Raw genomic sequence first — 14,616 nt, forward strand, 5'->3', positions numbered from 1 at the left:
AAAGGTTCGCCGATGTCCCGCCGCCGCCAGATCTACGAAGGCAAGGCCAAGATCCTCTACGAAGGCCCCGAACCCGGCACGATCATCCAGTATTTCAAGGACGATGCCACCGCCTTCAATGCCCAGAAGAAGGGCACGATCAACGGCAAGGGCGTGATCAACAACCGCATCAGCGAGCATGTTTTCACGCGGCTGGCGCACATCGGCATTCCCACCCACTTCATCCGCCGCCTGAACATGCGCGAGCAGCTCGTGCGGCAGGTTGAGATCATCCCGCTCGAAGTGGTGGTGCGCAATGTCGCCGCCGGGTCGATCAGCAAGCGCCTCGGCATCGAGGAAGGCGAAATGCTGCCCCACACGCTGATCGAGTACTACCTGAAGTCCGATGAATTGGGCGACCCGATGGTGGCCGAAGAGCATATCGCCGCCTTCAACTGGGCCAGCCACGAGGAAATGCAGGATATCGCCGCGATGGCGATCCGCATCAACGATTTCATGTGCGGTATGTTCGCCGCGATCGATATCCGGCTGGTCGATTTCAAGCTGGAATTCGGGCGCATTTACGATGGCGATTACAGCCGCGTGATCCTGGCCGACGAGATCAGCCCGGACAACTGCCGTCTGTGGGACTTTCACACGGGTGAAAAGCTGGACAAGGATCGCTTCCGCCGTGATCTTGGTGGCGAGCAGGAAGCCTACCAGGAAGTCGCCCGCCGCCTCGGCCTGCTGCAAAAGGACGACGACAGCGGTCCCGGTGACGTGCTCGACATGAGTGCGCACCGCTCGCGCTTGCGGCAAAGCACGCCGAAACCCAAAAAGTAGCGCTATTTCGGGCGTATATGGGCCAAAGCCCGGTTGCGCCTGAGGTTCCCGCTTGCCATAACGTCGGTCATGCTCGCAGGACCGCGCCTTTCCGTGCGCCTTTTCTCCCGTAGATCATTCCAGAGGGGACACGTTTCATGACCATCCGCCGCACCATCGCCACCGGCATTTCCGCCGCCACTCTCGCCCTGTCGCTCGCGCTCGCCGCGCCCGCGCTGGCGCAGCAGGGGCCGGTCGAAGGATGGGGGCTGGAAGCAACCGATGTCGTGCCCGATCCCTCGATTATATACGGCACGCTGGAAAACGGCATGAAATACGCCATTCGCCAGAACGATACCCCCGATGGCGCGGCATCCTTCCGGATGCACTTCGATTTCGGATCGATGGGTGAAGCGGACGACGAACAGGGTCTCGCCCACTTCATCGAACATATGGCTTTCAACGGTTCGACGAATGTACCCGAAGGGGAAATGATCCCCCTGCTTGAGCGGCTTGGCCTTGCCTTCGGGCCGGACACCAATGCCTACACCAGCTTCGATGAAACGGTGTACATGCTCGATGTCCCCAATGCCAACGAGGAAGGGCTCGAAACAGCGCTGTTCCTGCTGCGCGAGACCGCCAGCGAACTGACCTTTACCCCCGAAGCAGTCGATCGGGAGCGGGAAATCCTTGTCAGCGAACGCCGGGTGCGCGATTCCGCAGGACTGCGCAATTTCCGTGACCTGTTCGATTTCCGCGTGCCCGATACGCTCTATGAAACCCGCTTCCCGATCGGGCTCGACTCGGTGCTTCGCGAAGCTCCCGCGGATCGGCTGCGCAACCTCTACTATCGCTTTTACCGCCCCGAAAACGCCACCCTGATCGCCGTCGGCGATTTCGATGTGGCAGAGATGGAAGCGGCAATTCGCGAACGCTTTGCCAACTGGCAGCCGCGCGGAGAGGCGGGCGAGATGCCCTCCCCCGGCACCGCCGATTTCGACCGCGAGGCGGCGTTCGACACATTCGTCGATCCTACCTTCAGTTCGAGCGCTGCAATCTACCAGTTGCGGCCCTATACCGATCCGGCAGACACTGTGGCGGAGCGCACCCGTTCGCAATTGCAAAACCTTGCCGAGATCATGTTCGACCGGCGCATCACCCGCATCGCCAACCGGGAAGGTAGCCCGATCCTGGGCGGCGGCTTTGGCGTAGCAGCGGATGAAGGGGTGGCGGACTACTCCGCAGTCACCATCAGCACCCGCGATGGTGCCTGGGCCGAAGGGCTGGCGATCGCCGAACAGGAACTGCGCCGCGCACTGGAATACGGTTTTACCGAAGCCGAGCTGCAATATGCGCTGACGCAGGTCGAGAGCTCGCTGCGGCGCGCCGCTGCGCAGGCGGATGCGCGCAACAATGCCCAGCTCGCGATGGCGCTGGTCAATGCGGCGACCGAGAACGACTTCATCACTGATCCGCAATATCGCTATGAGCTGTTCCAGGCGATGCGCCCGCAACTGACGGTAGATGCCGTCAACGCGCTGTTCCGCGATGTCTGGAGCGAAGGTGCGCCGCTGGTGCGGGTCACGTCCAAGGAGCTGGAGGGCGGCGTCGAAGCCGTGGCGGCGGCCTATCAGGGCAGCACGGCACTGGCCGTTGCGCCGCCAGAAGACGTGGCGGCGACAGCCTTCGCCTATGCTGACTGGGGCACCCCCGGCACTGTTAGGGCGGACACGACGATCGAGGATCTCGGCATCCGGACCGTAATCTTCGACAACAATGTCCGCCTCAACATCAAGCAGACCGATTTCGAACCCGGTCGGGTGCGTTTCAACGTCAACGTGGACGGCGGGACATTCGCACTCGAAGGGATGAATTCCACTGCAGCGAGCATCTACCTGCAAATCGCTTCCCAAGTCGGTGGGCTTGGGCAGCACTCGTTCGACGAGATCACCGAACTGCTGGCAGGCAAGCAGGTCTCGACCGGGATTGGCGCGGGGAACGATGTGTTCAATTCGGGCGGCATCACGACTCCTGATGACCTCTTGACTCAGATGCAGGTCAGCGCCGCCTATCTCACCGACCTCGGGCTGCGTCCTGAAGCAGATGCGCGGTTTGGTGCCGTCATCGATCAGGTCTGGGGACAGCTGGAATCGCAGCCCGGGCAAGTCTTCGGGCTGCGGATCGGGGAGATGATTGCGGACAGCCCTTACACCGATTTCCCCTCCCGCGAGGAATTGGGCGCAGTGAACCGAGAGGCTCTTCGTGAGGCCGTTCTGGCAGCGGGGGCCAATGGCGCGATCGAAATCGCCATTGTCGGCGATATCGATCCCGATGTGGCGATCGCGACGGTTGCGCAGACCTTCGGCGCGCTGCCAGCCCGAAATGCCGAGTTTTCGGAATTCACCGAGCAACGCGCGCTCCCCTTCCGCGACCTGTCGGGCGAGGAGATCAATGACTACACCCACACCGGGCAAGCCGATCAGGCTTTGGTGGCGAGCGTGTGGCGGACCCGGGATGACAGCGACTTCCGGGAAGACATGGGGCTGCGCCTGTTGTCCGAACTGGTGCAGTTGAAGGGACTGGAGACGCTTCGCGAAGAACTGGCCGCAACCTACAGCCCTTCGGTTGGCAATAATACGAGCTCCGATTTCACCGATTTCGGCACCCTCAGCTTGTCCGCCGTCGTCGATCCCGCGCAGGCGGATGAGGTGCGCGCCATCATCACCCGGCTGGCCGCCGAATTGCGCGACGAACCGGTGAGCGAGGACATGCTCCTGCGGGCGCGGCAGCCGGTGCTGGAAAGCATCCGACTGGCGCGGGAAAACAATGGCTTCTGGCTCGGTGTAACGTCCAGCGCACAGAGCGAAGCCGAGCGCCTTGATCGGGTCCGTACGCAAGTGGAAGTGTTGCAGAGCTTCACTCCCGCCGATTTGCAGGCGCTCGCACAGACCTATCTGACCCCCGAACGCCGCGCCGATGCCCGCGTGCTGGTTGCCGAGGGTACACAATAGGTTCAAGCGGCACTTTTTTGCAAGGGCGGCGTGGGAACGGCCCCTGCCGCCTCTTGCCGTTGGCGCAGCCAGCCGCCATAGGCTGCCGCCCATAACGGACTCGCGTGCGAAAGGCCCATCCCATGAAAATCCGCATCCATGTTTCGCTCCGTCCGGGTGTTCTCGACCCACAGGGCCGCGCGGTCCATCATGCGCTTGAAGGCCTTGGATTTGCGGGCGTTGAAGATGTGCGGATCGGGCGGCTGGTCGAACTCGATGTGGCCGATAACACCAGTGACGCGACGCTCGCCGAGATGTGCGAGAAGCTGCTCGCCAACATCGTGATCGAAAACTACCGGATCGAGAAAGTCGCGGCATGAAGTCGGCGGTCGTCACTTTCCCCGGCTCCAACTGCGACCGCGACATGCAGGTGGCGCTGCGCGAGATTTCGGGGCGCGAGCCGGTCAAGGTCTGGCACGGCGATGCCGACCTGCCCGAGGGGCTTGATTTCATCGCCCTCCCCGGCGGCTTTTCCTACGGCGATTACCTGCGCTGCGGATCGATGGCCGCAAACAGCCCGATCATGCGCTCGGTCGCCGCGGCGGCGGAGCGTGGTGTGCCCGTGCTCGGCGTGTGCAACGGCTTCCAGGTGCTGACCGAGGCACGGCTGCTGCCCGGCGCGCTGATGCGCAATGCCCAGCTCACTTTCGTCTGCCGCAATGCCCCGCTGCGGGTGGAAAACAGCCAGTCGCTGTTTACCGCCGGCTACTCGACCGGTGAGGAAATCAGTCTGCCGGTGGCGCATCACGATGGCAATTACTTCGCGGACGAGGACACGCTTGACCGGCTGGAAGGCGAAGGCCGCGTGGCCTTGCGCTATCTCGATGAAGTGAACGGCTCGCAGCGGCGGATAGCCGGCGTGCTGAACGCAGCGGGCAATGTGCTGGGCATGATGCCGCATCCTGAGCGCGCAATTGAGCAGGCGCACGGTGGAAGCGACGGGCGGCGGTTGTTCGAGAGCATTCTGGGCGTTCTGCAGACGGCGTGATCTTCAGTCCGGCCCGCCCTTCGGCAAGCTCGAAGTGGTTGGCACCTGTGAAGCGAATGCCCTAGACGGCGGGTGCCTTCGCCTGGTCAAAGTTGACACAAAGATGACACCAAAAATCGCGCTTCGGCAGAGACCGGTTCTGCCGGAAGATCGACGCTGGGAAGGAGCCTGCCGCTCCCTACAAAGGAGTGGGCGAGCCGAGGATAGCCGCGCAATCCTCGTGTAGGAAAGAACAACCTGGATACCTCGGAACCCTCTCCGTTCCGAGGAGGATTAACGCGGCCTCGGTCGGTCTTGCGACCGCAAGGCCCAACGGCCGGCCGCAGCGGGGGCAGCTTGCTGCCCGTCTAGCGAGGACGCTCACGCTGACGCGTGAGCGAAAAACAAATTACGCCGCGACCCGTCGTTTCACTACCAGGGAATGCGCTTCGGTGGCGGTCATCGGACGGCCGAAATAGTAGCCCTGAATCTTGGTGCAGCCCATTTCCCGGATCATTTCCGCCTGCTCGATGGTCTCGACGCCCTCTGCCGTGGTCGACATTTCGAGACTCTGAGCCATCGCCACTACCGCGCGGATGATCGCGAGGCTCTCCGGGCGGTGCTCTGCCGCGCCTTGCACGAAACTGCGGTCCACCTTGATCGTCGAGAAGCGCAGATCGCGCAGGTAGCCGAGCGACGAATAGCCGGTGCCGAAATCGTCCAACGCCACCGAACAGCCGAGCGCGAGGATTTGCTCCAGCGTGTGGTTGGCGGTCTTCCCGTCGCGCAGGAATACACTTTCGGTCACTTCGACTTCCAGCCGGTGCGGTCGCAAGCCCGTTTCGGAAAGCGCCTGCACGATCGACTGGATAAATTCGGGTTCGAGCAATTGCTCGCCTGAGACGTTCACCGCCACCTTGATGTCTTCGGGCCAGCGCGTGGCCTGCTTGCAGGCCTCATGCAACACCCAGCGGCCAATCGGGATAATCAGGCGGGTATCTTCGGCCAGCGGGATGAACTTGGCCGGACTGACCGAGCCATGCTCCTTGCTGTTCCAGCGCAGCAGTGCCTCGAAGCTGACCACCCCTTCGGTCTTGGCGTTCACCACCGGCTGGTAGTTCAGTTCCAACTCGTTCTTGTGGATGGCGTGGCGCAGCGAAAGTTCGAGTGTGCGGCGTTCCTCGGCATCGGCGTGGAGCGAGGGGACATAGGTGCAATGCACTCCGCCCCCTTCGTCCTTCGCCCGATACAGCGCCAGATCGGCGTTGCGCATCAGCGTCTCGACGCTCTGCCCGTCGCGCGGGCCGATGGCGGAGCCGACACTGGCACCGATGAACAGCGTATGGTTATCGACGATATAGGGCTGCGAAAGATGCTCGATGATGGTCGCGGCAATCGAATCCACCCGTGTGTGATCGGTGGCATCGCGGATCACCACGGCAAATTCATCGCCCCCCAATCGTCCGCATTGCTCGTTCTCGGAGCAAACATAGTCCAACCGTTCGGAAACCTTGGCCAGCAGCCTGTCGCCAACCAGGTGACCGAGCGAGTCATTGACGGATTTGAAGCGGTCGAGATCGATCATCAGGAATGCGCAACGGGTGCGCCATTGTTCGGAAAATCGCATCGCTTCGCCGAGCGCCTCGGTCAGCATGAGGCGGTTGGGTAAGCCGGTGAGCGTATCGTAGCGGGCAAGATAGGCGATTTTCTCATCGCGATCCCGCTGCTCGGTGACATCCGAACCGACGCCGCGAAAGCCGATGTAGTTTCCAGAGCCATCGCGCATTGGCGTGCCCGAAAGTTCCCACCACCGGCGCTGCTCGCCGATCTGTACCTGCACGAGCAGATTGGAGAAGCTCTCGCGCCGCTTCAGGCGCTCGGCGAGATCGTGAAGACTGCGCGGAACGTCGCCGGTTTCGAAGGTCTCTCCCGCGATCAGCCGGATGAAGCGTTCGCCCTCGATCTCGGACGGCTCCTTGCCCAGAGCGAAAGCGAAGCGCGGGCTGACCGATTGCAGGCGGCGGTTGTTATCGACCTGCCACAGCCAGTCGGATTCCTTCTCCTCGAATTCGCGCAGTAGCAAGGAGACGACCTCGTCCTTCTCCAATACGCCTGCTTCAGCGATCCGGGCGGAAAGATAAGTGCGGGCGGAATTGAGTGCGCCAATGACAATGGTGAATACGAACACCAAGCTTGCAAGCGCGAACAGGAAATCGCCCGAAATGACAAAGGATGCCGCCCCCGCAAAACCCACCACAGTATCGAAAACGATGGTGGCCACGGGTGCAGCGCTGGAAGTCGCGGCGCTGCCCGCAATCAGCATTGCAACCAACGCCCATAGGCCCAGGTGCTGTGCAGAATCGCCGATCGGCGCGACAAAAAGCAATGCGGCTATCCAGGGCACCGCGCAGAGCCCGACAGCGCCAGCTTGCCGACGGAATTCCAGCGGCGACATCGAACGGCGGGAAATATCGGTAAAGTGCTTGTCGAGCCGCCCGACATTGCCGACGGTCAGGAACACTGCGACCAGCCATAGGCCCAAAAGCCAGGCGGGAAGAGTGCCAACGTACATCGAAACCGCCAAAAGCCCGGCGATGCCGTGTGCAGCCAGCCTCAGCCGCGATGCCTTGTGAAGTTCGGAGTATTGCAGCGCCCGCAGCCGGGCCCAGTCCCCATCGCCGGGATCACGCAGTCCGATCACTTGCAGCGCGGTGAGTCGCAGCGGCAGTTTCGGCAGGCCAGTGGGATTCTTGCTCACCCACCGGCCATACGCAGCAATGGTTAGGGCCGGGTAAAGCCCTGCGACAGTTTGTGGCGGCTACTCGACGGTCACCGACTTCGCCAGATTGCGCGGTTGGTCGACATCGGTGCCCTTGGCCACTGCCACGTGGTAAGCGAGCAATTGCACCGGCACAGCGTAAACCAACGGCGCGATCAGCGGGTGGACCTTGGGCATTTCGATGGTGGCCATGCAGCCCTCGCCCGCCTGCGCGATGCCTTCCGCGTCCGAAATGAGCACCACCTTGCCGCCGCGCGCCTGCACTTCCTGCATATTGGAGACGGTCTTTTCGAACAGCGGACCGGAGGGGGCGAGCACGATCACCGGCACCGCTTCGTCGATCAGCGCGATGGGGCCGTGCTTCATCTCGCCGCTGGCATAGCCTTCGGCGTGGATATAGCTGATTTCCTTCAGCTTGAGCGCACCTTCGAGCGCCAAGGGGAAATCAGCTCCCCGGCCCAGATAAAGCACATCGCGCGCCGGGGCGATGAGATGCGCCATCGCCGCGATTTCGTCGTCATGGGCGAGGGCCTCGTTGAGGCACGCGGGCGCTTCCAGCAGATGGGTCACGATTTCGGCTTCCTGTTCGCGGGTCAACCGCCCCTTCTTTACCGCGAAATGCGCCGCCAGCGCGGCGAGGACAGCGAGCTGGCAGGTGAAGGCCTTGGTGCTGGCGACGCCGATTTCCGGCCCGGCATGAGTGGGCAGCAGCAAGTCCGCTTCGCGCGCCATCGAACTGGTCGGCACGTTGACCACGGCGGCAATGACTTGCCCTTGCGCCTTGCAATGCCGCAGCGCCGCCAGCGTGTCCGCGGTCTCCCCGCTCTGGCTGATGAACAGCGCCAACCCGCCGTGTTCCAGCACCGGGTCCCGGTAGCGGAACTCGCTTGCGTAGTCGATGTCCACCGGCACGCGGGCGAACTGTTCGAACCAGTATTTCGCCACCATCCCGGCGTAGTAGGAGGTGCCGCAGGCGACCAGCGTGACCCGATTGATCGCGGAAATGTCGAAATCGATCTGCGGCAGTGCCACCTGCTGCTCGACCGGGCGCAGGTAGGAGCGTAGGGTTTGCGCCACCACGGTCGGCTGTTCGAAGATTTCCTTCAACATGAAGTGGCGGTAATTGCCCTTTTCGATGGCTGCGGCGGAGGCCCCGGAAGTCTGGAATGCCCGCGTAACCGCGCTTCCCGACGAGTCACGGATTGCCGCGCCTTCACGGGTGATAGTCACCCAATCGCCTTCTTCCAGGTAAGCGATCTGCTGGGTGAGCGGAGCCAGCGCGAGCGCATCCGATCCGAGATACATCTCGCCGCCATTTTCATCATTTGGCCCCTGCCCGACCACCAGTGGCGAGCCGAGCCGTGCGCCGATCAGCAGATCGGGATAGTCGCGAAAGGCGATGGCGAGCGCGAAGGCACCGCGCAGGCGGGGCAGCACGGTCTGCACTGCCTCCTCCGGCGAGGCACCGCCTTCGATCTCACGGCTGACGAGATGGACCACCACTTCGGTATCGGTCTGGCTTTCGAAAACGCGCCCGCTGGCGATCAGTTCATCGCGCAGTTCCTTGAAATTCTCGATAATGCCGTTGTGCACCAGTGCCACCTGCGGGGTAGCGTGGGGGTGGGCATTGGCCTGCGTCGGCGCGCCGTGGGTGGCCCAGCGGGTGTGCGCAATGCCGACATTACCCGCTGCCGGATTGCGCTCCAGTTCCTGTACCAGGTTGGCGAGCTTGCCCTCCGCCCGACGACGCACCAGTTCGCCGCCGCTGATGGTGCAGACACCCGCGCTATCATAACCGCGATATTCCATCCGCTTGAGTCCATCGACAAGGCGCTGCGCGACGGGCTGGTTGCCGACAATTCCGATAATTCCGCACATGGAGGCTGGGCTTTCTCTAAAGAATATAGGGGACGCGGATGCCCGGCATCTCTGCGGGGAAATCCTTGGTATTTCGTGTAATCAAGACGCGACCACGGGTGAGAGCAGTGGCGAGGATGATCGCGTCCGTCGCCTTCAGAAGCGCCCTCTCGCGGCGCAAGGCGGCGGCGCGCCGGGCTATCTCGGCATCAAGTTCGTCGATGCCGAATCCCGACATCAATTTTTCCGCCCGAATCAGGCCCTCGCCTTGGCCCTTGGACATCACTTCGATCCACACCGCCCGGCTGATCCACGCGGTGGCTCCAAAACTGGTAGCCCGGTCCATTTCCGCGCGCGCAGGTGCAAGACCGGCCAGCGCGTCGATCACGATATTCGAGTCGAAGCTGAAGCCGCTCACTTGCGCGACGGGAACTTGGGTTCAGGATATTTACCAGCGATCATGTCGAGGTAGATTTGCCGTTGGCGATCATCTTCCGCATCGAAGAGATCGGGAAGCTCGGCTTTCACCTCTTCGTAGTCATCGTCCCACGGGCGGGTCGACCCGGCCCGCTCGCGACGCTGCCACTCCACCGAATCACCGATATCGACGCGATCCTTCCACGCCCCGAAGCCGATTTCGAGCCATTCCTTGTCATCCGCAGGTTTCTTTTCAGCCCGGTAACCGGCAACCGCTTCCCGCAGGACCGCTGCGCGCGACTTGCCCTGCTCGGCAGCGAGCTTATCCAGCCACTTGATATCGTCATCGGGCAAGTCGGCGAGGATGCGGGTCATTGATATACTGATATCATATCATGATATCATGTCAAGCCTCACCCGCCGCTGATTCCGCCTCCCAGCCCCAGTTTTCTTCAAACGGGTTCTCCCAACTCGCCGTGCCAGGCAGCGATTTCGTCAATGCGGAAAATTCTGGTCCACGAACATCTGCGTAAACTGCACCGGATCGGGCTCTTCCCCGCTTTCATGCCGGAACCTGATCCGGCCCTTCTCCCAGACATCGACAATCGCCGCTTCCATCCCGACGGGAAACTGCATCCGGCTGGCGACGATCTCGCGCCAGGTGCCTTCCTCGCCAAAGGTTGCGCGAAAAAAACGGCTCGGCCTGCGTCAGCCAGTCCTCGTTGGCCTGATCGAGCACGCCGATGGCCGAGAGGACGTAGGAATCGAGCAGCCGTAGAAAGGGCTTGCCCTCGTAGCGGTCGCTCACTTTTTCTCCGCCTTTTTGCGCTTCATCGCGTCGTGGAAGCGATCCGCCCAGCCCGGCTTCACCAATTGCTCCGCACGCACCATCCGCAATTCGCCATCCGCCACGTCACGGCTGACCGCGCTTCCCGCCGCAACGATGGCATCGGCACCGATCTTCACCGGGGCGATCAGCGCGGAGTTCGAGCCGATGAACGCGCGCGGGCCGATCACGGTCTTGTGCTTGAAATAGCCGTCATAATTGCAGGTGATGGTGCCCGCGCCGATATTCGCGCCCTCGCCCACTGTGGCGTCGCCGATGTAGCTGAGGTGGTTGGCCTTCGCCCCCTCGCCCAGCGTGGCGTTCTTCACTTCGACGAAATTGCCCACTTTGCTGCCCGCTTCGAGCACCGCGCCGGGACGCAGGCGGGCGTAGGGGCCGACTTCGACGTTTGCGCCAACCCGCGCACCTTCGAGGTGACTGAAAGCACGGATCGTCGCGCCGCTCGCCACGGAGACGCCGGGGCCGAACACCACGTTCTGCTCCACCACCACGTCCGCCGCCAGGTCGGTATCCCAACTGAAGAACACCGTTTCGGGCGCGCGCAGGGTGACGCCCGCCGCCATCGCTTCCTCGCGCTTCAAGGCCTGCCACTGTGCTTCCGCCGCAGCCAGCTCCGCGCGGCTGTTGATGCCGGTGACTTCGTCGGGCCGCTGCGTGCTCACCACGGCGCAAGGGCGCCCGTCGGCAATCGCGATGTTGACCACGTCGGGCAGGTAATATTCGCTCTGCGCGTTGGCGTTGGAGACGCGGGAAAGCAGCGCGAACAGGTCCCCGGCGCGGGCTGCCAGCAGACCGGAGTTGCACAGCGTCTCCGCACGCTCCGACTCGCTGGCGTCTTTCCATTCGACCATTTTGACGATCCGGCCCTGCTGCGCGATCACCCGTCCGTAGCGCAGCGGGTCCGCCGGTTCGAAGCCGAGCACCACGGCAGCGGGAGCATCGGCGGCGTGCAGCCGCGCGATCATCGCCTGCATGGTTGCGGTGGAGACAAAGGGCACATCGCCATAGAGCACGAGGACGTCGCCAGCGAAGTCCCCCAGCGCGGCTTCTGCCTGTTGTACCGCGTGTCCGGTGCCGAGCTGTGGATCCTGCACCGCGAAATCGCTGCGGGTGCCCAGCCGCTCGTGCAACTGCTCGCGCGCTTCACCGACAATGGTAACCAGCTTTTGCGGCCCCAGCGCCTCCACGCTCGCCAGCAGGTGTTCGATCATCGGCCTGCCGCCAACCTCGTGCAGCACCTTGTGGCGGCTGCTCTTCATCCGGGTGCCCTTGCCCGCAGCAAGAATAATGGCGGCGATCGGTCTGCTGGATTCCATGCAGCGGGCCATGCCAGCAAATCATTGCGGTTTCCAGAAGCCTGTCTATCTGCGCAGCCGACATGAACAAATTTCCCTTCGATATCGTCCTGTTCGACCTTGATGGCACCCTTGTCGATTCCGCGCGGGACCTCGCCCCGGCGGTGAACCATGCGCTTACCGAGGCCGGGCGGCCAACTGTCTCCGAAAGCATGACCCGCACCTTCATAGGCGGCGGCACCGAGATGATGCTGGGCAAGGCGCTCGAAGCCACCGGCGGAATGGTCGATCAGGCCGAGTTCGACCGGCTGACCCAAGTGCTGCTCGATCACTACTGGGGCCATATCGCCGACAACACAGTGCCCTACCCCGGCTGTCTCGGCGCGCTGGACCTGCTCGCAGGTTACGGGTGCAAGCTGGCAGTGGTGACCAACAAGGCCGAAGCTCCCGCGCGGCAACTCCTCGAAGCGCTGGGAATGACCGAGCGCTTCACCACGATCTACGGGGGTGACACTCTGGGCCGCGAACGGGCCAAGCCACTGCCTAACATGCTCCAAGCCGCAATTAGCGATTGCGGCGGCGGGCAGGCAGCGATGGTGGGCGATTCGACCTACGATGTGCGCGCTGGAAAGGCTGCGGGACTGCCGGTGGTAACTTGCCGCTTCGGCTACCACGACGTTCCGATAGCCGAGCTTGGCGGGGATGCGATGATCGATCACTTCGACGAACTGGGGGGTGTGCTGAAAGGTTTCTGACCGGCAACTGCGTAGCTTCCTACTTGGCAAGGGAAGGATAACGCGGCACAACCTCGACAAAGCGGCAGGGGGCTGTTCAATGCAAAGTGGAATTCGGGCGCTTGGCTCGCTCGGCACCGTCGTGCGGATCGTGCTTTGGCTATTTATCGCCGGTTGTGTGCTCACCATCCTTTTGCAGCTATCGGCGATTTTCGCGAGCGAGGCGATCTTCAGTAATCCTGAAGTGTTCGGCGTTGCCACGATGGCGGCGGGCGGCATCCAGCTGCTGGCGTTCCTGGCTTCGATTGTCGTGATCGCACTGTGGCTGCACCGCGCGCATGGCAATCTCCACGAGTCTGGCCTCGGCGGACTGAACTACAGCGCCAGTTGGGCGACCGCTTCGTTCTTCATCCCTTTCGTCAATCTCTATGTCCCCTTCGCCTCCACTCGAGAACTGTGGAACCGCAGTCACGGAGAAAGCGACTGGCACGCGGCAGCCAGTGCAGGGGACGTGACCAGTTGGGCGGCGTGCAATTGGGGTGCTTTCGTCGTGTTCTGCGCGCTACTGGGCTATGTTGCGCTCGATTCGATCCCCAACCTCTATGTCCTGCTGCCGACCTGGGGCTGGCTGGGAATGAGCGTGTTGCTCTACATCTTCCTCGCAGGATCGGCATGGTTCGTGATGCAGTTTGTGCGCAAGATTACCGATGCGCAGCAATCGGGCGCGCACCTCAGCCAGTCGGACGTGTTCGCCTGAGCGGCGCTTCGCCTAGGTGTCGATAGCCTTCACCAGCCGCCGTTCCACCGGAGCGAGAACGCCCGCCAGTTCGTGCCCGCGCTTGAGCACCTGCCCGTGTTCGCCGAACAGCGCCCACATCCCCTGCTTCCCGCGCAGCGAGGGGCGCTTTTCCAGCCGCATTTGCGGCACGTCGGCAGCGCGGCGGAAGGCGGCGAACACGGCGCAATCGCGGGTGAAATCCATCGCGTAATCGCGCCATTCCCCGGCGGCGACCATGCGCCCGTACAGATCGAGAATGCGGGTCAATTCGTGCCGATCAAATCCCACCTGTGAAGCTGGGCGCTGGCCAGGAAATGCCAGAATATTGGGAGCGCCGGGAGCCGAGCCGGCGGGCGGCACCATCAGCGCTTGGTCCCGCTCTTACGCAGGGAGGCGGGTTCAGATGCGGTTGCAGGCAGCGCCCTCTGGAGTGCCTCCACCTGGTCCTTCAGCGTCCTGATCTCGCTTTCCAGCTTCTCCACACAGTCACGACCGACCCCGTTGGCGCTCTCGCACGGATCGTCACAGGGGGTGCCGTAAGGAATGAATTCCTTGATCCATTCCTCCGCCGGAACCAGCGTGGAACGGGCCTTGAGGCCGATCATCGTCGCCCCTTCGGGCACATCGTCGGTGACAACCGCATTGGCTCCCACTCGTGCGCGTTCACCTATCGTAATCGGCCCGATCACCTGCGCACCCGAACCGATGATGACATTGTCGCACAGCGTCGGGTGGCGCTTTCCGCCCTTGCCATTGGTGGGATTGGTGCCGCCCAGCGTGACGCATTGGTAGATGGTCACATTGTCACCGATCTCGGCGGTTTCGCCGATTACGGTAAAGCCGTGATCGATGAAGAAATTCTTGCCGATCTTCGCACCCGGGTGAATGTCAATCGCGGTCAGGAAGCGGCTGAAATGGTTAACGAAGCGCGCGAGAAAAAACATCTCCGCCTCGAACAGCCAGTGCGCCGCCCGGTGCAGGCCGAGCGCCAGCACACCAGGATAAAGCAGGATTTCCCAACGCGAACGCGGCGCCGGATCGCGGGCGCGGATCGAGTCCAGATAGCTGTTCAGGCGTTCGAACATCGTAGC

General features: G+C 62.7%; 13 protein-coding genes and 1 pseudogene. 6 read left to right on the forward strand and 8 right to left on the reverse strand.

Features of this window, described 5'->3' with window-relative positions:
* The first annotated feature begins 12 nt into the window (after nucleotides 1–12).
* The 4 genes from JY451_00655 to purQ all read left to right on the forward strand — a co-directional run bounded on the left by JY451_00655 (nucleotide 13) and on the right by purQ (nucleotide 4,839).
* Nucleotides 13–822, forward strand: a complete 810-nt coding sequence (locus JY451_00655; GenBank protein QZH76478.1) for a phosphoribosylaminoimidazolesuccinocarboxamide synthase — start codon at nucleotides 13–15, stop codon at nucleotides 820–822.
* Nucleotides 823–959: 137 nt separating this feature from the next.
* Nucleotides 960–3,812, forward strand: a complete 2,853-nt coding sequence (locus tag JY451_00660; GenBank protein ID QZH75181.1) for an insulinase family protein — start codon at nucleotides 960–962, stop codon at nucleotides 3,810–3,812.
* A 122-nt stretch (nucleotides 3,813–3,934) separates the two neighbouring features.
* A complete protein-coding gene (gene purS / locus JY451_00665) occupies nucleotides 3,935–4,171 on the forward strand; it encodes a phosphoribosylformylglycinamidine synthase subunit PurS (GenBank protein ID QZH75182.1) in 237 nt (78 codons plus the stop codon).
* Nucleotides 4,168–4,839, forward strand: coding sequence for a phosphoribosylformylglycinamidine synthase subunit PurQ (gene purQ / locus JY451_00670; protein ID QZH75183.1), 672 nt, complete (start codon nucleotides 4,168–4,170; stop codon nucleotides 4,837–4,839). The genes purS and purQ overlap by 4 nt, the downstream gene beginning before the upstream one ends.
* Nucleotides 4,840–5,227: 388 nt before the next feature.
* Here the strand turns inward: purQ and JY451_00675 are convergent, their stop codons facing one another.
* The 6 genes and pseudogenes from JY451_00675 to glmU form a co-directional block, all read right to left on the reverse strand.
* Nucleotides 5,228–7,525 carry an EAL domain-containing protein gene (locus JY451_00675; protein ID QZH76479.1) on the reverse strand — a complete coding sequence of 766 codons (2,298 nt, stop codon included), beginning with the start codon at nucleotides 7,523–7,525 and terminating at the stop codon, nucleotides 5,228–5,230.
* Nucleotides 7,526–7,636: 111 nt separating this feature from the next.
* Nucleotides 7,637–9,475, reverse strand: a complete 1,839-nt coding sequence (gene glmS, locus JY451_00680; GenBank protein QZH75184.1) for a glutamine--fructose-6-phosphate transaminase (isomerizing) — start codon at nucleotides 9,473–9,475, stop codon at nucleotides 7,637–7,639.
* 16 nt (nucleotides 9,476–9,491) lie between these two features.
* The gene (locus JY451_00685) at nucleotides 9,492–9,872 is read right to left on the reverse strand and encodes a PIN domain-containing protein (GenBank protein ID QZH75185.1); all 381 of its coding nucleotides are present in this window, start codon (nucleotides 9,870–9,872) and stop codon (nucleotides 9,492–9,494) included.
* Nucleotides 9,869–10,246, reverse strand: a complete 378-nt coding sequence (locus JY451_00690) for a CopG family transcriptional regulator (GenBank protein QZH75186.1) — start codon at nucleotides 10,244–10,246, stop codon at nucleotides 9,869–9,871. Before JY451_00690 ends, JY451_00685 begins: the two co-directional genes overlap by 4 nt.
* A gap of 120 nt (nucleotides 10,247–10,366) precedes the next feature.
* Nucleotides 10,367–10,679: pseudogene (locus tag JY451_00695) on the reverse strand (hypothetical protein).
* Nucleotides 10,676–12,046 (reverse strand): bifunctional UDP-N-acetylglucosamine diphosphorylase/glucosamine-1-phosphate N-acetyltransferase GlmU, encoded by a 1,371-nt coding sequence (gene glmU, locus JY451_00700; protein QZH75187.1) that lies wholly within the window; start codon nucleotides 12,044–12,046, stop codon nucleotides 10,676–10,678. Before glmU ends, JY451_00695 begins: the two are co-directional and overlap by 4 nt.
* A gap of 50 nt (nucleotides 12,047–12,096) precedes the next feature.
* On the opposite strand from glmU, the gene JY451_00705 reads away from it, so the two are divergent.
* The gene (locus JY451_00705; protein QZH75188.1) at nucleotides 12,097–12,768 is read left to right on the forward strand and encodes an HAD-IA family hydrolase; all 672 of its coding nucleotides are present in this window, start codon (nucleotides 12,097–12,099) and stop codon (nucleotides 12,766–12,768) included.
* Nucleotides 12,769–12,847: 79 nt separating this feature from the next.
* Nucleotides 12,848–13,504: a DUF4328 domain-containing protein gene (locus JY451_00710; protein QZH75189.1), complete on the forward strand. Its 657-nt coding sequence runs from the start codon at nucleotides 12,848–12,850 to the stop codon at nucleotides 13,502–13,504.
* Nucleotides 13,505–13,516: 12 nt separating this feature from the next.
* Here JY451_00710 and JY451_00715 read toward each other — a convergent pair whose 3' ends face one another.
* Both JY451_00715 and JY451_00720 read right to left on the reverse strand, forming a co-directional pair.
* Nucleotides 13,517–13,888, reverse strand: a complete 372-nt coding sequence (locus JY451_00715) for a DUF2794 domain-containing protein (protein ID QZH75190.1) — start codon at nucleotides 13,886–13,888, stop codon at nucleotides 13,517–13,519.
* A complete protein-coding gene (locus tag JY451_00720; protein QZH75191.1) occupies nucleotides 13,888–14,610 on the reverse strand; it encodes a serine acetyltransferase in 723 nt (240 codons plus the stop codon). The genes JY451_00715 and JY451_00720 overlap by 1 nt, the downstream gene beginning before the upstream one ends.
* Nucleotides 14,611–14,616: the final 6 nt, after the last annotated feature.

Origin of the sequence: Erythrobacter sp., assembly GCA_019739335.1 — a bacterium.
Classification (GTDB): Bacteria; Pseudomonadota; Alphaproteobacteria; order Sphingomonadales; family Sphingomonadaceae; genus Alteraurantiacibacter.